Here is an 18,631-nt window from a genome sequence, read left to right on the forward strand (position 1 = left end):
GTATTCGAGAACAATCTTCACCAGATTGCAGTTCAAGTTTTCAGGAATGGACTAAAAAAATTGAAGATGCAGATATATGCCAGTCTTGATAATTGGGTTGAAAATTTACGACAGACTACCAGAGGACGAGCAAAAAGAGTTTGCATTAGTAGAGCGATATAGAACTGATTATTTTTATGAGTGCTATGAGTATGAAAATGCGAAGGGAAACAAAAATTATGAGTGGAGTGATAGATGTTTTAAAAATCAGGAGGAATTATTGGAGTTCTTCGGTTATGAAATGATCGAAGACTTAAATTTAGATGCCGTGTATGCAAGAAGAGTCGAAATGTTTACTGATGAGGATGAAAAAGAGTTGATGAAATTCTGTGATGATGGTAATCAAATAAAAGTAATGGGCGCAAACTAATCACGCTTTCAAATTGTGCCAGTATTAATACGCATTGAAATTAAATAGATAAGTAAAGAAGTCTAGCCATATTTTTTAGAGGTAGTTTTAATATATAGAGTTATAGATTTTAAATGTCCCTTGGAATCACTGAGCTTGAGTTAACCGATGCTAGTACAATTTCAATTCCTACAGATGCAATATTGATACTTTTTCTATTAATTGTTTTTGCATTAATAGGTTATTACTTTCACAACATCCTCGACAATCAAACAAATCAATTTGTTGAAAAAGTAGACGATAGTTTACATCTTGAATTAGTCAAAGAAAAGCTAGAAGATCAATTAACTCTTGAGTCAGCAACAGTGAATCACGAAAAAACAGAAAAGCCAAATATTAAAAAACTAAATTTCATACCACCTTCAAAATTTTGGGGGATTGGTAGTTTGGCTGTTGTAGCCATAGGAGGATCAAGTCTTTTAAGGATCCAATCTATCCAAAATTCATATAAAGGAGTGAACACTAGTCAGGTCAATATCAAGACAGAGAATCAATCGACAAAATCTTTATTATCAATGGCTCAAATAAAATCATCAAATCAATCTCAAACTAAAATAAAAAAAATTAGTTATGTTGATCCTTTATTATCAACTAACAATAGTTCCAAAAATAATAATTTTTTACAGGTTCAGCGAAGACGCACAGAGGATTTTTTCTCTTTCTAAAACGTATAAGCCAGCACTATATTTACCCCTCATATCCCTGAGCAAGTGGGTACACAGGACCAAAGGATATGTCTTTTAGTACTGTTACCTTAGTGTTACCCTTCGTTTCAGCTTTCCGCAAATCCTTTCCTGTATTAGCATTTCTAGGCTACGTCGTATAATCAGCATTTATATTAACCTTTGGGTATGTTAGGAGTCTGCACTCTTAAGATTGACTGCTATAACTAGACTCTTGAAGAATAGGCAATATCACACAATTCTCACACTTTCATAGAGGGGATGAAAACATTTTCACCCCCTAATACAACACCAAAAATGCGTAATCAAATCACACTATTCTCACAGTTTTAAATTCTTATTACGCATATAAGAGATAATTCAGTCATGCCAATGGATCTGAATTATCACACTTTCAAGTTGTGTAATCGGCATTTATTCACTACATCCCCTGTTTTGATTCACTACATATGTCTACTACTTGGATTAGAAAGAAAAAAATAATCACATAATAATCACACTCACTCACAAAATAATCACACTCCTACTCTTAAAGTCTCAAAAACCATCTCTGAGGTGGTATCCCTAGCGACACCACCTACTCAATAAAAGATACCAATTAACTGCCACTCTAACTAGCAATACTAAGATTAAGGTTATTGCATATTTTTAATTCTAAAACTATTTGCAAGACTTTATTCATTATTAATATAATCCAGTCATTTCAGAGAAAAGACCTTTGTTTTCAGCAGATTCTGAGAATCCCAAAAGTGCTTCATGCCTCTCTTCTATTCCATTCGTAAGATTACCGACCCAGTAGTTTAAACCAGCAGTATCTGCTTCTCTACCAAGGACATTTTTATAGAGATTATTCACATAGTTCGCATGAGAAACATCTTCGCCATACAACTCTATAAATTCTGCAGATCCCAAAAATGATTGAGCAACAACTCTTTCACTATTAGCTCCAGAACTCCTTTGACGAATCCAATATTCAAGACCACTTGCATCAGGAAATCGAGCAAAAGCAGCATTGTAGAGACGAAATGTTTTACCAGTTACATCATCTTTCCCTGTGACTTGATCAAAGGTACCTTTCAGGTCATCTAAAACACTCAAATCCTTATCAGCAAAACTCAAACTAGAAACACCTGTTAACTCATCAATACCAGTTGCTGTTTTTATTCCATAGCGATCATCGCCTAAATCATAAAATGTGTAATCAGAAGATTTAAAGGCATAACTCTTATTCGTTGTAGGGACCTCAACAACATAGAAAAGTTTGTTATCAGCACTAACATCATTCCACTGACCAGCAGAACCATATTTCCCTGGATTTGAACGCGACCAATCTTCTAATCCCAATGCCAATCGATGTTGAAACCCCTGACTATCATCAGGCTCTGTACCACCCCAACCTGTTCCCCACTCTTCTCTACTTTTACTGATTTCAACATTTGAATTAGACCACTTCCAATTCCATTCACTTGAAGTTTGAGTAGATGTTGTATCTCCATCACTACCTCCTAACCAAATATATGCAGCACCACCTCCATCAGATCCACTCGTATTGGCAAACTCTGCTGTCGTAATTTGTCCACTGACCTTGCTAAATAATTGATCATTTTCTGCTTTTGTTTCTACCTCAACTAATTTTCCTCCTAATGATTCTGCTGCTGTCTGTGCCTCAGACCATGTTTTACTTGTTTTAAAAAGGTGATAACGACTACTTCCAAAATTCCATGTTAAATCAGCACCTATTGTTGGATTATTAATTATGCTTTTGGAAATAGGATTCAAATACCAATTGTCTTCATAGTATGTTGATACTCGGTATTGATTAAAATCTTCCATCTTATGAGTGGAAATTTCTGAATAAACTCCATTAGTAGTTTTTACATTGGCTACCAAATGCTCAATTGATCCTCCTGGATTCCCAATTAAACTTTGTGCAGTGAACCATCCTATCTCTGTGCCTGCATTCTCAATACTAATGGCGTTGTTTGAAAGATATCCATACATATCCTCTGATTCTTTAACTAATCCAGTTTGCTGATAAGTGGTTTTCTCCCAATCCCATGCTGACTTTGAAGATATTTTACCACTGTTAAAAAGACCATTTTGATCATATCCAAAAGTACCTAAAAATATTTGACGATTAGCATCCTGAATTGACTCATCACTAGAGATATACTCTGTATTCTGACTTTGTATAATTGAATTATTGCTAAGTTCGAACTTCACATCCGCAACTGTGTAAACCTTATCTGTATCCGAGGATTCAAAAACCTTATTACTTTGTGGAGTTCCTAATCCATAAACAATATCTTCCTCAAAAACAAGTCCGTCTATAATCCAAGATTTAACCACTTTTTGCACAATAAGACTATTGAATATCATAGTGCTAGTAAGTATAGAATGTCTAAGTTAATTCAATTATTAGTTTATTTATATCTTTTACCAAAATCACTAAATGAGGGAGTGTACTTTAGTAAACCCCTATTGTCGCCAAGGTTTCAATCAAACATTTTAGGTACGCTAACTAATATCAATAGTAAGAGTATTCCGTCTTGTATAAGAATCACATAATAGTCAAATATGCTAAAATAGTGAATAAATACATGATCAAATCAGTTGCAATAATTGAGTTTTTGGGGATCACACAATCTTTGTGGTATAGTCGATATTGATAAGTACATAAGGCTTAAAACCTGGTGATAGCAGTTGATTATAAGGATTAAGTTAGTGGTATTTTAGTGGTATATAACTAACTCATGTAGATAATATAAAAAATAAAATTTTACTTATTTTCATTTACTTTAAATAAATTTCGGTGCAAAAGGGTATATATCAATTTTATATAGATAATTTTCACCAATATATTAAAGAAATGAAAATGGTGATTAACTATTAAAAGTACTTATATTGTAGCGACTATCACTTGTCATGATATTCAAGAAAATTCATTATTAATATTATTAATTATTAGGCTTAAACAAATGTCTGATTCCTCTAGTGAAATGACTCCGCAGGAAAAAATTATTCAAGATAGAGTTAATCAATCTAGAAGTTTCCTCAGATTAAATGGTTTCAATCAATCATTAGGAGACCTTTGGAAAAAGATAAAGGAGGATTCAAAATATGATTTATTATAAAAATTTTTAGAAGTCTACTAAGATTTAAAATTATAGCCATAAAAATAAATGAACTCTATCGCACAAAAATAAAATTTTTATTGTTAATTTGCATACATTATTAATCATGCACTTTTGTAACTATTCTAACTGAAACAATCAAGATTTAATCGTATTAGTTAATTACCTATCTAATGAATATCTCTCGTTAGATATAGCTCTATTTACGTTATTAAATTTGTTTCTATGTCATTTCCTGAATCAACTCAATTATTATTAAAAGCAAAAAAAGAAAAAGGATTAACCTTTGCAGATATTGGAATTCTATTAGGACTAGATGAAGTCTGGGTTGCTAGTCTTTTTTATGGACAATCAACTGCCAGTGATGAAGAGGCTGATAAATTATTAACTACTTTAGGACTTGGTGCGGAACTTAAAGAGATATTGACAACTCCACCAGTAAAAGGATCACTAGATCCAGTAATTCCCACCGATCCATTGATATATCGTTTTTATGAAATCATGCAAGTTTATGGCATGCCAATGAAAGACGTGATTCAAGAAAAGTTTGGTGATGGGATCATGAGTGCAATAGATTTTACAATCAATGTAGATAAAGTCGAAGATCCGAAAGGTGACAGAGTGAAGGTTGCAATGTGTGGGAAGTTTTTACCCTACAAGAAATGGTAGAGATTAATTCTTTTCTTTATGTTCAAGTGGTATAAAAGTGGTATATTTGAAAAAGTAATTCTTCAAATTCGTTCCAGTGGAATAGATCTCAGGTTAAGTGGTATAGTCGGCATTGATACATATATAAACCCTAAAACCCAGTAATAGCAATCGTTCTAAGGATTTAGGTTGGTGGTATATTTGCAGTTTTTGATCTAAGAACCCAGTCATAACACTCTTGATTGGGTGGAGGAGCAACTAATGGAAGTAGAAACCATTTGATATGGGAATAGCAATCAAGCACTAACCTAAACCAAACTAAAAATAAAATATCTAGTCTTTAATATATTAGAAAATCGATTTTTTTATAGAGACAAAAGTCTATGCAAACATAGATTTCAGGAAAGGATCTCAAGAATATTTAGGAAGAAATGCTTCTGGAATGAGAATAGTGGGATTTTAGCACTTATCTGTCTAGCTAAAATAGCTTAACTAGTCTTCGATACTGTATATTAACGATTTCATATTGAATAGATGTCTAATTCGAGTATTGATTTTTTATTAAATAACTCTAATCAGAGAGATTATATAAAGACAATCATAGAAAATAAATTAATCAATTATTCTCTTTCCGCAAATCATAGTAATATTGAGTCTAATTGGTTTCAAAAAACTTTTAAACACATTACCAATCTTTCAGGCATAGAGTTTATATTAACAGATCAAACTTCATCAGATATTCATTATACTTTAGAGATAGTAAGTGAAAATGAATGGGACAAAACTGATGATTTATCAAAGAGAATTATTGGAACTGATAACAAGAAGTTCAACTACCAAACGACGCATAAAACTGATTCGTATGGCGGAGTTCGTGCTCAATGTGAAGTTACAAGAGTAATACTTAAATCTCTAGGTTTGTCATTTCCAAATGGTGATTCTTTGGATGAAAATTATACTTTTAATGATTCGATTATGTCAGGTAATTTAGTTGGTCAACTAAAAGCTGGAAGAGTGATTTCAACAACAGTTAATGATCAATTAGCTATTCAATCCATACTAGGTACAAATAAGGCAAGATTAGAAACTGAAAAATATCATAATACAAAATTAAATGAGGATTTATTAATAGGAGAAAATGGGAGAAAGGATTATTTTATTCTAAATAGAAAAGGTTGCTATACAGGAGCAGATGCGGCTCATACATTTGAGGAAAGTTCTGATGGGCAAGGAACTATTTTTAAGAATTTTGATTATTTAAATGCATCGGTTGCGAATTTTAATCCAGAGGAAGGAGATAAAATATTTTTGTCTAGAAAATTATTTAGCCCATATGGAGATGGGTACCCTACAAATGAAGAAATAGCTTTAACAAGTGCATGGGTAAACAATGATGGTAAAGATGTAGTGATCGATCTCATACAAGCGTCGGAGGATTTAGGTCCATTCGAGACTGAAGATGAATTGCATATGAATTCATCTTCTAATTTAATTTTCAATGAGGCAGGTAAACTTATATTGAATGTGAACGGTACAGAACAGTATGTTGGACCATGGGGAGGTGCTGTCCCTTCATACGTGAATGGACACCTTGCAGCATTTATAGATATTCAAGATACTCATTATAAAAAGCTACCACTTAATTGCTTTGAGATAGTTGATTACGATTGGAAAGCTATATCTAATAGTTATGATAATAATTTTTACAAGTTAGCTGATAATCGTTTTGGATTTGGTCCAACAAAAGATACTGTCGATGAAATCACTGGATTGAGCACGATTCAGTTTAATGACAAGAGTTTGCATGTAACTAATGATATCAAAGGAACCTTTGATCAAGTCACCGGATTAAACACTGACTCCGGTGAAATGTTCCGTCTCTACAACGCTGCATTCGCTCGCTTTCCTGATGCTGACGGACTTAAGTATTGGATAGATCAGTTTAGTTCTGGACGTAACACTAGACGAGTCGTTGCTCAATCATTCTTAGGATCTGCAGAATTCACTGAGAAGTATGGAAGCAATGTTAGTGATGAGACGTATGTCAATAATCTCTATAAGAATGTGCTTGGTAGAGACGCTGATGCTGAAGGACTTAACTACTGGGTTGGTAATCTCAGCAGTGGACTTGAAACGCGCTATGAAGCGCTCCTAGGGTTTGCAGAATCAGCTGAGAACAAAACCCTCTTTTCTGAAATGACCGGACTTGTTTAACCACTTAGATATCCATTACAAATTTCTTCACTCTCATTATTCATATAACCACCACTCATTTCCCCTCATACGCCGCTTTTATATAGCTATTAAAAGAGAAGAAACAAAACCCTACTACCAAAAAGAAATCAAGTCACAACACTCTTGATTGGGTAGAGAAAAAACTTAGTGCTTAGAAAGTTTTTCTTTTTTGAACTCTTGTTTTCCTAATAACTCTTTGCGGAGTCACTCATTTTAATTATCTGGCTATTGTGACAACCAGTATGCTCTTGCAATAGTTTTCATCAATTTGTGTCATTTTTCATGGACACCTCCTTTTGAGTTGCGAAGATGTATGTATGAAAAGCATTTCTAAACTTATAGCAATCATTATCGTTGCAATTTTCATCATTTCTGCTTTTGCAGGATTGTTTGGAACACTTTTATCGAGCTAATCAATGGTTTATGATTTATAAAATCATCAGGCAGGATAAAGAATCCGATGATATTACTGTTCAATCATTTAGTTGCTATGACGAGGCATACGATTTATTAGAAGAGATATACTCTGATGTTTGTTGTTCTGATGCTGATTATGGGGACCGTCCCTATTATGAAATTATTGAAGTAGAAGAATGAAACTTATAGAGAGTCAAAATCTGCGAATTACTAGGTATCTAAATAAGCTGGATTCTAGTTATTGTAGATTTCTTTGGCTTGTCTTTTGTAAAGTGCTCTTAGCTCAGCTGATACTTGCAAGACTAATTGAGTACTAAATGTATAAGCAACAGGCTCTGTTGGAATATTTAAGCTCACCTGAGGGAATTAATAAAATTATTGTTGGAATTATTTTAGTCGGGGCTATTAATGCAATTTTTATAACCTATAGCGTTAGGAGAACTTATGGGGCTGCCAAAAAAGAGAGAGAACAACAAAAAATTCAACAAGCTAAAATCGATAAATTATCCCCTAAAAAGGAATAGAAAATATGCTTATTTTTAAACTATGGACTAAGGCATCGAGGTGTATACCTTTTAATATAAAACGTCCCATTGTATTCCCAATAATCGTTTATGCATATTATATTTTGATGTTAAGCGCTTTGCCTTGGTTTATGGTTAGATATGTATTGAGTCGTCGTTTAACTGGACAGGGGGTCGGAGACTTTGGTGATGAATCAATTACATTAATAGGGTCGGCTTAGTGAAGTTCATTTTTTTGATAGTGATTGTTTGTGGTCTTACTTTCCCTAGTTTTCGTATAACTCTTGCAGCTTTATTAGAAGCTTCATCTGATTATCTTTATGAGTCAGCTAGGCGTGAGAAAAGTTTCATTCCTTATTGGTTAATGAAAGTTAGAAATGACTAATTATTTGTTCCATACTGACAATATTTTAATGTAAGGATTGGGAGCTTTAGCTCATTTGGTCCAATAATTATAGTTTTAAAGAGCGCAATTAAAGTTTTTATAAAGATAATGAATAACGCTAAGAAAACTCAAATAAGTATATTTTTGATAGATTGTTTCTTAGATTAAATCCATTTGTTTGTTGCTCTGGTTAGTTAATTTTCTTTTGTGGGAGATTGTGTTCCTAATAGCTTTTATTACCTAAAAGCTATTAGGATTATCGCTCTTGACGCACTTGTTATGAGTAATCAATCCAAGAGCATATCGAATTGAGAGGAATAAAATAACAGCCAAATGCTCTTGCTAAGCGTGTTCATATCAACTTGTGAATGCATTGATTTTCAAAACTCAGGTTAAAATAGTTAAATATTTCTCTGACTATAAGTGAGCAATATCTCGGATATTGAAGAATTAATAGCTGATTCCATGACAGGTCTCATGATCAGAGCTGAAAGACTCAATGAATTTGATCAATTAGCTATTAGTGAAGAATTTAGAGAGTGGTTAAACGAGGGCGTAAGGGTTGAGGATGTCTTGAAATTAGTGACTATCAAAGAATGACCATAAATTTTGAGGAGAAATTTATGCCGCAATCTTGTCAATATCTAATAATCTAGCGATATCAATATCCACATCATCTCCTTCTTCTTTACGTTTTAAGAACTTATCGAAGTCAATTACGTTATAACTGCTTCGCTTGAGTTCAGCACTTTTATTTAGGTAATCTAGCGAGACTAGAAATACAGGAATAACGCAGAATGGAATAACTAGGATGTAAAACTCTACAAGCATTTTAATTAATTCTGACAAACTCAGCTTTACTTAGGTAGTCAATGATTGCAATAGGGATGGTAGAAATTTGCTGCTTTCCTTATACGATATTAGCTGTAAGATATTAGATGATTTATGTAGATATTCATCTTTAGGTCAGTTTTTAAAATAGAAATCATACTGAGTGCTTAGTTGGTGATTGATTATATAGCCTTCTATGCAGCTTTATCTTCCAATCGACCATATCGGTATCTCATTATGTCTATTACTTGATCCTTTGTACTCCAGCTTTTAATTCTATCTTTAATGGTAAGTAGCTGTGATTCAGTGAGTTCAATACGTGAGCTATCAAGATTTTTCATTTAGTTAAATACTTGTGGCAGTGATGATAATGATTTGCAAGCAGAGCAGACAGAAAAGGGTAATCATGGAGCCTCAAGCATATGGTTGGATGAATAGATATTCACATGTCTCTAGAGCTTGTCAATTCCTTTCATGTACTTAATAACAACGCTCACGGAAGTAATAGATGATCCAAAACATGATCACTTCTCGCTCTGATTCTTAAGAGTAAATGTAATAGTTGGTTTGAATTTTTTCTTTAAAGCAAACTATATTATGCAACTTTAGAATCTTCTTTTTCATTTAACTCTCTCTTGATCTTGGAATATTTTCTGCCAATTTTATATTGCCTATGGAATAAATCTAGCTGGTTAGTATCATCATTTGTAGATTTAGTTTCTATCTCTGCTATTGGTTTAGTCATTTGACTCCATACAAAAAGCATCGCAATTGCAGACACAAGCAATGGAAGATACGCTTTAATCAAACTAACGACTACTAGAGTAGTTATAAAACAAAGAGAAAAAAGAGTCCATTTATGAATTCTAGTTTTTTCTAGTTTTTTATTTTTTATTTTTGAACTAGGAATAATTGGCAGATCAGGAGTCATTCGTAATTGAGTTGTAGGTGTATTGGATTAGAGGATGTAGTAATTGTTTTATCTGCTGTAATAATATCTGTTTTGAAATTAGCTTTATCTTATAAATACTTTTTTGTTCAACTTATATAGCTTAAAATCTTTGTACTGTTGAGATATCGGAGATACGGTTTTGGATAATGACACAGAAATTCTATTTTAACTAGATAATTTTTAACAAATTCAATCAAGCTTGTAAATGTTTCTGAATGAATCGCCATAGATTTGAGTCGTTTGCTTGTTTTACTTCACGCTTCATGAACTGCACTCTTTGTTTTTATCTATTCGTTGCGGAAAATGCCTTTGCTAGTTTTAATAAGCAATTTCTCATCTAAAGCACTAGATATTCTCATAAGGAAAATATTGTTTTGCCTAGGGTTAAGTTCGTTAATCAAATAAATTAAATTTTGTGCGTCAAGCTCGCATGATTTAGCAAGATTTTTAATGTCTACATGAAATGTAATCTCTGTGAAAAGATCTGAGTTAGCGTTATTGTTTATAGGATAATTGTAAAGATCAGACTATGATCTGATTTTTTAATTTTATGGTTGGATTAGGAGCAAGATAAATGATTAGTATATTCAATTGATTATTTAATTTCACATTTTAGTTCTGCTAGGGCTTCATTAGGTAGGCCAAGAAATATATCTAAGATCTTATTACCAGTTTTAGGGATGATGGAAATACCTACGAGCTTTATTGCTCCATTACCTTGAAGAACATGACCTTCTCCTTCATGAAATTTACCTTTTACTTTTCCTGATGTGAGCAAGGTCTTAACTATTAATTTAGGAAACATAAGAATAGTTCCAATGCTAAAAAGAAATTTGGATTCAAATTTCAATACCGTTTCTCCAGAATTCTTATCAATAGTTCCTTCTAGCTGTTCCATATACATTTCGATCTTGAAACCTGGAGGTAATGGAAGAGATAAAAATTTGGTTGTTTTTGAAGTAAGAGGAGGAATTGAAAATGTTTTAGATGAAAAGCTGATATGAAGGAGATTACTTTTTTTATTTGGAAGTAATATCGCTTCGCCTCCGCCCCCATAAGCGTTATAGCGAAATGATGGATATTTACCTATTGCTAATCGACATCCATCTAAACTCTTTAGTTGCATAGAGTAATCAAACACTCGTTTTTCATATCCTATTAGAAATCAATTATTTCAACAAATTTGTCGATAGCTAGTCTTATTTATGTCCTGTATTGCAATAAAAGCGAGATTTATTTGTAATTGATTTTTCTTATTAATATTCACTTTATAGACGCTGTAAACCTCTGCTTGGACTCATTAAGCTAAAATATTAATTAGATCATTATGTTCATTTGGTCATTCCTCTTATTATTATGCACTTCATAAATTACAATAAAGTATTATGAAGTGGTATTAGTGACTGACAGCTTAACCCCAGATTGGTCTTCAGAATTTGAACACTACAAGAAACTTTCAAGAGATGTAGTTACCAATGAGGATATAATTAATTTTTTTAATAAACATCAGAAAGCTTTTTATCTTGATAACTTCTCTTCAAGTTGGGCTAAAATGATGGAGGCATATGAAGTTGAAGAGAGTTTAAGTTCAGATCAATTAAATAAACTTGAAGAAATGCAATGGCAGGAAATGCCCGACTCATTGAAACTATTTGCTTATAATTTCTGTATAAAGAATGGATTTTGTTTTACTGGTACATCTAATTAATTTTATTAATTCATAGCTATAAAAATACCATCTATTATAAATACTTTATAAAATACTTATAGCATTATTTAGACTTAATTTATATTTAGAATAACTTTAGCTTAGTGATCAATATATTCTTTTCTTTTATCTTTTAATCGCTCTCGCTTAGAAAGCCAGGATTTAAAGTTTTTATCCTCTACTTTTTCTCTCCACTCTTGAGATGATATCGGTAGCTTTGTTTTTTTCTTTTGTCTTTTTTTATTAAACGTTAAATATAAATTCAGATAAGCAGCTATGACTAAAAGCAAAAGAAAAACTGTATTGATATTCATTTGTCTAGAGTTTTTCTTTTATTTTAGTGAAGAATAATCAACTTGATCTAATAAGCGTATAAATTAATAAGGTTTGGTGATTTTCATAGAAACAAAAGAGGTGTTCCTTTATTCATACTAAACCATTTATTTTAGAAAAAAGCTCTTTATTCTAAGATGATTCAGAGAAACCTAAAAGAACTTCATATCGTGTTTCTGATCCAGTGTTGAGTTGACATAGCCAATAGATCAAACTAGGTTCATCAGGGCCTCTACCTAAAACATTGATATAAAGAGTATTTACATAGCTTTCGTTGGAGACGTCTTCTCCATAACGCTCCTTGAATTCTGCAGAGGCTAAAAATGATGAGGCCACTGCTCTTTCATCATCTTTGCCAGAACTAAAATTACTGATCCAATATCGTAATCTATCTGGATCAGGTAGACGTTTAAATGATGCGTTGTATATCTTGGTTAGATAATGCATTATTTCCGTAAAGCTGAAACCAAGAATAGTAGAAGTCTTATGTGAACATGCTGACCCTAAATATCGATCACTATTCCATGTTACTGCACCATTCGATTCACTAAAATAAGCATTAATTATATTAATAACCTTAAAAGGTGGCGATTTATATGATTACCCCACAAAACGAATAGCTTGTTGATTTAAATTATTTGCATTCACGTTTTATATATAATATAATTGTAAGAAATCATTATTAATTAGCGATTAATGATTAGTAAATAATTTTTTAATTGCTAATCTTTGACTCTATAAAAGTAATTTGTAATTTTTTTATGAAAAAAATTCAAAAAGAACATTTTATAGTAATTATTTTAGGATTCTTAGTAATATTTCTCTTGCAGACACCTATTTTACAAGCATTGGAATTTGATTTAACAGCAGCACAAAATGCAGTTGGAAAGAGATTTGCAAGCAAGTTCTGCGAAGCAAAGGAAAAAGGATTTTCATCAGAATCTTCTAGTGAGTTTGCATTAAATAATACTTATTTAAAATTTGTAGCGTTTCCTGAAGACGAAAGATTTATAGAAGATCTTTGGGAGTTTACAAGAGCAATAATCCGAACAGATTGTGGTCAATATGTTAATGAGGAGGAGGAGATTATTTTAAGAGACTTCTTTAAAGAAGAAGGAGAAATAGCAAGTAATCGTGATTTATATTTGCCAAATTAATGACTAATATTTATGACTATATAGTCATAGGGGCAGGAATATCTGCTTGTACGTTTGCATCAACTCTAAATAAAAAATCTTCTGATATTTCTATATTACTAGTTGAACATGGAAGGAGAATTGGTGGGAGAGCTACAACGAGAAAATCAAGAAAAAATAATATTCTTGAATTTGATCATGGTTTACCATCTATTAACTTTAGCAAACATATTTCAGAAGACATATTGGAATTAATTTCGCCATTAATAAATTCAAAAAAATTGTTAGATATATCAAATGATACTTTATTAATTAATGAATTTGGCGTATTAAGTCATGGATTTACTAATGATGTAATTTATAGAAGTACACCTTTTATGGCTAACTTTTGTGAGGAAATAATTAATCAGTCTATGAACCCTAAAAAAATTAATTTTTTATTTCAAACACTAACTAAATCAATTAAACGTATACAAGATTTATGGGAGATTGAAGTTAATCATGGAAGATTAATTAAATCTAAGAATCTGATTTTATCGAGTTCTTTAATAGCACATCCAAGATGCTTGAATATTCTGAAGATTAATTCTTTACCACTCAGGGATGCTTTTATTCCTGGCAAAGATAAATTGGTCGATGTTTTAATAAGGGAAACAAAAAAATTAACATATATAAATAGAAAAATTTATATCTTTCATGTTTCTAATTTGTCTTTATCTCGAAAATTTAATCATCAATATTTACAAATAGTCTTTTCAAATGTAATTAAAGAGTATTCAAATTTTGAAAGAATTATTTTTCAAAGACAATCTGATGGATCCATTATTATAGCCTTACACTGCATTTTTATAAATCATCTATACGAGCTTAATAATATCACCAAATCTTTAATATCACTTTTTGCAAATTATCAAATCTTCTTGGACTTATTTTGCGAGGCAAGCCTTATTGATAAAATGGATTGGAGAGCTTCTCAACCTCTTAATAACTTATTGTCCAAAGAATTTCAGTGGTCTGATAGTAGTAAGATTGGTTTTTGTGGAGATTGGTTTGATCTGAATGGTTGTGTAGGTGTTGAGGCGGCAATGAATAGTTCTTTTAGATTGGTCAAATTATTGAACCGGAATTGATTTGTAAATAATATTCTTAAATAATTTCATTCTCTAAATATTAGAGAAAACCCAACATTTTTTAGATTTATCAAAATTCCAAAGAATATATGTTTTGCGGCTTGCTTTATTTATGTGGAGTAGATATATATGATTTGTATTTCTTATTACTATGATTACGGTTGTTTTTCTACTTGCTTTAGGCTTGGCTGGTTGGACTGTCTCTACATTAATGAGTAAAGGCAAGCATCAAGATGACATTACTAAAGAGCTAGGAAATATTTTTGAGAGCTTAAAGTTGCTAACTTCTTCAATTACTGCACTTGTAAAACTCTTGATGAAAGATTCTATTGCGTCTGCAAAAGATGAGGATTTTCAACCAATCAGTTCGAATGTTATTGATCTATTAAAGGTAGAAAAGAAAGATGATAAGGAAGTAGCTTGATTGATCGTCCAAAAAATATTTATATTTTATGGATAATAGCTACTTTTTAATATCTTTAAATTTTAGCTTCTTCTAATCCATGAAGGTGCTCCAGAAAACCATTCTCCCAGATCATCATGATCGGGATTGTATGTTACGTGGGGTTCATCTGTACTCAGATCAAGTCCTTCAAGCAATTCATCTATTTGATTTGTAATTTTCGTTTGTCTTTGAATGCGTGAGGCTTTTCTAAGCCAACTAGATACATTTTGATTATTCCTTGCATATTTATTGATATAAATTCTTTCCTCAAGGGTTACTTTTTTTCCCATTGACAGTCTCGTTAATATTTCTTGTATTCGAAGACGAGAGGTTGTAGTTAGCATAGTTAATTATCTATTCTGCTCTTTCTAGCTTGAAATACATGAAGTGCAAGTTGTGTTGATTCAACTTGAGAATTAATTTTAATTTTTAGAAATATTTTTCCAAAGTTAGTGATTATGCTCTTCAGCTTTAGCTGGCCACTTTCACCTTATTATATGTTATTCATATTACCCTTATGCAATTAGTGCAATAACTTTTGGTAGATGAATTTGCTGCAATTATTCTTTCGTAAAAGTTACTTCTTATCGATTCTTTATCGATTATGTGAAAATTTCTTTAATACATCCATATCAATAAGTTTCAAAGTACTCTCATCTGTTGCTTCAAGATCAATTAAAGGAGCCATGCCATCTTCAAATGCTTCTTTCCATCTGGGAGCACAGAGACACCAGTGATCGCCTTTTTTTAAGCCAGGAAATCCTATTTGAGGTGTAGATAGATCATTTCCTTGAGCTTTGCTGTAAGAAAGAAATTGTTCAGTGATAACAGCACAAACAGTATGCATTCCTTGATCTGATATGTCTGTTCTACATGATCCGTCTCTATACCATCCAGTCATTGGACTGCAACTACAAGATTTAAGTTCAGTACCTAAGACGTTTTTTGGCGACATGACTTGTTTTCTCCTTATGGCTATAGTATGACTTTATATAATTATTAATCAAATATTAAAGGTTAAAAAATATGACCGCTCCATTAATACAAGGTGCCTCTGGTATCGAGGGAGAAAAATTAACCTATGCTTCTACCAATGAAAATAATAAGGAAATTTATACTTTTACTGCTAACGAGCCCGTTACTTGGTCTATAAGTGGGGGAGAGAAAGGCCTTTTTTCTATTGAGCAAGATACTGGAAAATTAAGTTTTCAAGATGTTCCTGATTATGAAACAATCAAGAATTTAAATGGAACAACTTTAGAATTTCATACTAACTTTTCAAGTCAAAATGTCGGTGCAAAATTTTTTGTAGAGGTTTACAATGATCAAAATCAAACTAATCAGACTACACCTATTACTACTAATAACTTCATTGAATATATAATTGATGGCTCATATAAAAATACTTTAATTCATAGATTAGTTCCTGATTTTGTTATTCAGGGTGGTGGATATACCTGGCCAACTCTAGCATCTAATGAAAGTGGTGGCTATCCATTAAGAGTCAAATCGAAAGGTGAAATAATTAATGAACCTTTCAATTCAAATTTGATGGGTACTATCGCAATGGCAAAAGTTTCTGGGCAGCCAGATAGTGCGACATCTGAGTGGTTTATAAATTTGTCCGATAATAAAAGTCTTGATTCTCAAAATGAGGGATTTAGTGTATTTGGTCATCTATTAGGAGATAGTATTGAGAATCCTCTTTTATTAAATAGTCAATCAAAGTATAATGTAAATTATAATGAGGTTGGTCTAAATATACCTGAGCTGCCTTTAAATAATGTTGAGGGCAATGTGATAAACAATACGAATTATTTTGCTATTCATTCAATCTCTACGATTAGCCAACGTCCTAGTGAAATTAAGAATGTATTTAATGTAATCGTTACTGCTAATGATACAAATGGAAATCAATCAAATCAATATGTAATAGTTAATGTTAAAGATATCCAAGGAGAGGTTCTTAATGGGATAGATGGACAAGATGCTCTCAATGGAGGCTTGGGAAATGATACTTTTCAAGGGAATGGTGGAAACGATACAATTGATGGAGGCAATGACTTTGATATAGCTATTTATACTGGTAATTTTTCTGATTATACTTTCACGATCGCTAATAAAATCTTGACCATTAGCGATAACCGTTCATTGATAAATGATGGGATAGATACATTGACTAACATTGAGAAACTTACTTTTGCTGACAAAAATGCTTTAATCACAAGTAAAGAAATTAAACCAATTGATGCCCTAGGATTTCAAGCAGAGAGAGTTTATTCAGGTAAAAGTGATTCTTACAAATTTTATGATTTGGGAAGTGATAATTATGGTGTTGGGACTTCTACTGGTATTGATGAATTGACTGGTGAATCTATTCTCAAATTTGATGATAAAAAGATGAATCTAAAGAATGATATCAAAGCAACATTTGATCAAGTGACCGGTTTAGATACAGATTCTGGAAAAATGTTCCGACTATACAACGCCTCATTTAAACGTCTACCTGATCCAGATGGATTACGATATTGGATCAGTAATTTTAGTTCTGGCAAAGATGATGAAAGAGCAGTGGCCTCATCATTTTTAGCCTCTGCAGAATTCAAGGAGCGTTATGGAGAAGACGTCTCCAACGAAAGCTATGTAAATACTCTTTATATCAATGTTTTAGGTAGAGATTATGACCAGAGTGGATATGATTACTGGTTAAGTAATTTGAATAATGGTGTTGAAACCAAGTATGAATTGCTATTAGGGTTTTCTGAATCATTGGAAAATAAAGGACTATTTTCTGAAATGACTGGATTCTATTAAATCTATGATTTATTAAACTTGAAGTTCCATTTGTTGCTTGAATTAAAGATATATCTTCTCATTCTCTGCTCTAGCATCCAAAAGATTGCGAAGAGGTAAAGGTATAGTACACTAGTATTAGTTTCATTGTTCACATTGGAAATTCTCTCTACTCTTTTTATTTTGCAAAGCATACTAATGATCTCTTCAAGTGTTATGTCCTCGCGGTTTTCGAATTAATTTCTTGGTAAATCTTTTTAGATTTTAAGGATAGATTCATTCGTTCGGTATTCCGCTCTCGGTAGGCTGATCTTCGTGATTAGTATGTTTTTATTTATTGTTATGAATTCCGGTGCTGAGCGTTTCAATGGTTTAATGGCCATGTTAGGAGTAGTTGCAGGTATAGGAGCTTATGCTACTACCGGTCAATTTATACCTGGCATTTTCTAAATTTTCATACTCTAAAAAAAATAGTTAATAGACATAAATGGTCCATTAACTATTTAGTATTCAAGTTAAGATCCAGATCAAGAATGAGAATCAATTTGGATCTGCTTTCTTTGAATTATCTAAAGCTGGGGCATTCATCCCATCATAGTCAGGTCCAACCATGACTCCTACAATTGCAAATAAAACAATAAAAGCAATGCCAACAATAGGGGCTGTAGGAGCTGGTGTAGATAATAATCCGCCTAGAATCAAATGACTCATAGTAATAAGTGATAAGGAGTATATTTTTAGCGAAAAAATTTATTCAGCGTGTGACAAATACCAGTTTCTACTTTTTTTATTTATTTTTGTTGTTATGACTCATGAATAACGCATAAAT

Annotated in this window: 25 protein-coding genes; 15 read left to right on the forward strand and 10 right to left on the reverse strand. The window is 32.1% G+C overall.

Annotated features, from left to right (window positions below; genetic code table 11):
• Positions 1 to 76: 76 nt before the first annotated feature.
• Positions 77 to 409, forward strand: coding sequence for a hypothetical protein (locus tag PMN2A_RS00315; protein WP_011294019.1), 333 nt, complete (start codon positions 77 to 79; stop codon positions 407 to 409).
• Positions 410 to 522: 113 nt separating this feature from the next.
• The gene (locus PMN2A_RS00320; RefSeq protein ID WP_011294020.1) at positions 523 to 1,113 is read left to right on the forward strand and encodes a hypothetical protein; all 591 of its coding nucleotides are present in this window, start codon (positions 523 to 525) and stop codon (positions 1,111 to 1,113) included.
• A 702-nt stretch (positions 1,114 to 1,815) separates the two neighbouring features.
• Here PMN2A_RS00320 and PMN2A_RS09960 read toward each other — a convergent pair.
• Positions 1,816 to 3,480 (reverse strand): DUF4214 domain-containing protein, encoded by a 1,665-nt coding sequence (locus PMN2A_RS09960; protein WP_225866308.1) that lies wholly within the window; start codon positions 3,478 to 3,480, stop codon positions 1,816 to 1,818.
• 629 nt (positions 3,481 to 4,109) lie between these two features.
• Here PMN2A_RS09960 and PMN2A_RS10350 point away from each other — a divergent pair.
• From PMN2A_RS10350 to PMN2A_RS10365, 7 genes are all read left to right on the forward strand, one after another.
• Complete coding sequence (locus tag PMN2A_RS10350) at positions 4,110 to 4,265, forward strand: hypothetical protein (protein ID WP_011295127.1); 156 nt, start codon at positions 4,110 to 4,112, stop codon at positions 4,263 to 4,265.
• A 225-nt stretch (positions 4,266 to 4,490) separates the two neighbouring features.
• Positions 4,491 to 4,934, forward strand: coding sequence for a cyanase (gene cynS / locus PMN2A_RS00330; RefSeq protein ID WP_011294022.1), 444 nt, complete (start codon positions 4,491 to 4,493; stop codon positions 4,932 to 4,934).
• 513 nt (positions 4,935 to 5,447) lie between these two features.
• On the forward strand, positions 5,448 to 7,127 hold the full coding sequence (locus tag PMN2A_RS10920; RefSeq protein WP_011294023.1) for a DUF4214 domain-containing protein: 1,680 nt from the start codon (positions 5,448 to 5,450) through the stop codon (positions 7,125 to 7,127).
• Between the two features lie 444 nt (positions 7,128 to 7,571).
• The gene (locus PMN2A_RS10355; RefSeq protein ID WP_011294024.1) at positions 7,572 to 7,745 is read left to right on the forward strand and encodes a hypothetical protein; all 174 of its coding nucleotides are present in this window, start codon (positions 7,572 to 7,574) and stop codon (positions 7,743 to 7,745) included.
• 137 nt (positions 7,746 to 7,882) lie between these two features.
• Complete coding sequence (locus PMN2A_RS00340) at positions 7,883 to 8,089, forward strand: hypothetical protein (RefSeq protein WP_041710887.1); 207 nt, start codon at positions 7,883 to 7,885, stop codon at positions 8,087 to 8,089.
• Between the two features lie 220 nt (positions 8,090 to 8,309).
• Positions 8,310 to 8,474, forward strand: a complete 165-nt coding sequence (locus PMN2A_RS10360) for a hypothetical protein (RefSeq protein ID WP_011295213.1) — start codon at positions 8,310 to 8,312, stop codon at positions 8,472 to 8,474.
• Positions 8,475 to 8,897: 423 nt separating this feature from the next.
• Complete coding sequence (locus tag PMN2A_RS10365) at positions 8,898 to 9,074, forward strand: hypothetical protein (RefSeq protein WP_011295220.1); 177 nt, start codon at positions 8,898 to 8,900, stop codon at positions 9,072 to 9,074.
• 21 nt (positions 9,075 to 9,095) lie between these two features.
• On the opposite strand, the gene PMN2A_RS00350 is transcribed toward PMN2A_RS10365, so the two are convergent.
• From PMN2A_RS00350 to PMN2A_RS00360, 4 genes are all read right to left on the reverse strand, one after another.
• Entirely contained in the window at positions 9,096 to 9,305 is a 210-nt protein-coding gene (locus PMN2A_RS00350) for a hypothetical protein (RefSeq protein ID WP_041710890.1), read from the reverse strand.
• A gap of 194 nt (positions 9,306 to 9,499) precedes the next feature.
• A complete protein-coding gene (locus PMN2A_RS10370; protein WP_011295087.1) occupies positions 9,500 to 9,646 on the reverse strand; it encodes a hypothetical protein in 147 nt (48 codons plus the stop codon).
• A gap of 254 nt (positions 9,647 to 9,900) precedes the next feature.
• Complete coding sequence (locus PMN2A_RS00355; RefSeq protein WP_011294026.1) at positions 9,901 to 10,236, reverse strand: hypothetical protein; 336 nt, start codon at positions 10,234 to 10,236, stop codon at positions 9,901 to 9,903.
• 616 nt (positions 10,237 to 10,852) lie between these two features.
• Positions 10,853 to 11,383 carry a hypothetical protein gene (locus PMN2A_RS00360; protein WP_041710892.1) on the reverse strand — a complete coding sequence of 177 codons (531 nt, stop codon included), beginning with the start codon at positions 11,381 to 11,383 and terminating at the stop codon, positions 10,853 to 10,855.
• Between the two features lie 273 nt (positions 11,384 to 11,656).
• Between PMN2A_RS00360 and PMN2A_RS00365 the strand changes: the two genes are divergently transcribed.
• Entirely contained in the window at positions 11,657 to 11,965 is a 309-nt protein-coding gene (locus PMN2A_RS00365; protein WP_041710893.1) for a hypothetical protein, read from the forward strand.
• 101 nt (positions 11,966 to 12,066) lie between these two features.
• Here the strand turns inward: PMN2A_RS00365 and PMN2A_RS00370 are convergent, their stop codons facing one another.
• Together PMN2A_RS00370 and PMN2A_RS00375 are read right to left on the reverse strand one after the other, a co-directional pair.
• A complete protein-coding gene (locus tag PMN2A_RS00370; RefSeq protein ID WP_011295157.1) occupies positions 12,067 to 12,279 on the reverse strand; it encodes a hypothetical protein in 213 nt (70 codons plus the stop codon).
• Positions 12,280 to 12,430: 151 nt separating this feature from the next.
• Positions 12,431 to 12,745 carry a DUF4214 domain-containing protein gene (locus PMN2A_RS00375; protein ID WP_011294029.1) on the reverse strand — a complete coding sequence of 105 codons (315 nt, stop codon included), beginning with the start codon at positions 12,743 to 12,745 and terminating at the stop codon, positions 12,431 to 12,433.
• A gap of 314 nt (positions 12,746 to 13,059) precedes the next feature.
• Between PMN2A_RS00375 and PMN2A_RS00380 the strand changes: the two genes are divergently transcribed.
• From PMN2A_RS00380 to PMN2A_RS00390, 3 genes are all read left to right on the forward strand, one after another.
• Positions 13,060 to 13,455, forward strand: a complete 396-nt coding sequence (locus PMN2A_RS00380; protein ID WP_011294030.1) for a hypothetical protein — start codon at positions 13,060 to 13,062, stop codon at positions 13,453 to 13,455.
• Positions 13,455 to 14,564 carry an NAD(P)/FAD-dependent oxidoreductase gene (locus PMN2A_RS00385; protein ID WP_011294031.1) on the forward strand — a complete coding sequence of 370 codons (1,110 nt, stop codon included), beginning with the start codon at positions 13,455 to 13,457 and terminating at the stop codon, positions 14,562 to 14,564. The genes PMN2A_RS00380 and PMN2A_RS00385 overlap by 1 nt, the downstream gene beginning before the upstream one ends.
• A 151-nt stretch (positions 14,565 to 14,715) precedes the next feature.
• Positions 14,716 to 14,988, forward strand: a complete 273-nt coding sequence (locus tag PMN2A_RS00390) for a hypothetical protein (protein ID WP_011294032.1) — start codon at positions 14,716 to 14,718, stop codon at positions 14,986 to 14,988.
• Positions 14,989 to 15,050: 62 nt separating this feature from the next.
• Here the strand turns inward: PMN2A_RS00390 and PMN2A_RS00395 are convergent, their stop codons facing one another.
• Positions 15,051 to 15,353, reverse strand: coding sequence for a hypothetical protein (locus PMN2A_RS00395; protein WP_011294033.1), 303 nt, complete (start codon positions 15,351 to 15,353; stop codon positions 15,051 to 15,053).
• A 251-nt stretch (positions 15,354 to 15,604) separates the two neighbouring features.
• Positions 15,605 to 15,964 carry a DUF2237 family protein gene (locus tag PMN2A_RS00400; RefSeq protein ID WP_011294034.1) on the reverse strand — a complete coding sequence of 120 codons (360 nt, stop codon included), beginning with the start codon at positions 15,962 to 15,964 and terminating at the stop codon, positions 15,605 to 15,607.
• Between the two features lie 71 nt (positions 15,965 to 16,035).
• Here PMN2A_RS00400 and PMN2A_RS00405 point away from each other — a divergent pair, with 71 nt between their 5' ends.
• A complete protein-coding gene (locus tag PMN2A_RS00405; protein ID WP_011294035.1) occupies positions 16,036 to 17,823 on the forward strand; it encodes a DUF4214 domain-containing protein in 1,788 nt (595 codons plus the stop codon).
• Between the two features lie 321 nt (positions 17,824 to 18,144).
• Positions 18,145 to 18,252, forward strand: a complete 108-nt coding sequence (locus PMN2A_RS00410) for a high light inducible protein (protein WP_049752684.1) — start codon at positions 18,145 to 18,147, stop codon at positions 18,250 to 18,252.
• Between the two features lie 90 nt (positions 18,253 to 18,342).
• Here PMN2A_RS00410 and PMN2A_RS10375 read toward each other — a convergent pair whose 3' ends face one another.
• Positions 18,343 to 18,513, reverse strand: a complete 171-nt coding sequence (locus PMN2A_RS10375) for a hypothetical protein (RefSeq protein WP_011294037.1) — start codon at positions 18,511 to 18,513, stop codon at positions 18,343 to 18,345.
• Positions 18,514 to 18,631: the final 118 nt, after the last annotated feature.

Source organism: Prochlorococcus marinus str. NATL2A (genome assembly GCF_000012465.1).
GTDB lineage: Bacteria > Cyanobacteriota > Cyanobacteriia > PCC-6307 > Cyanobiaceae > Prochlorococcus_B > Prochlorococcus_B marinus_B.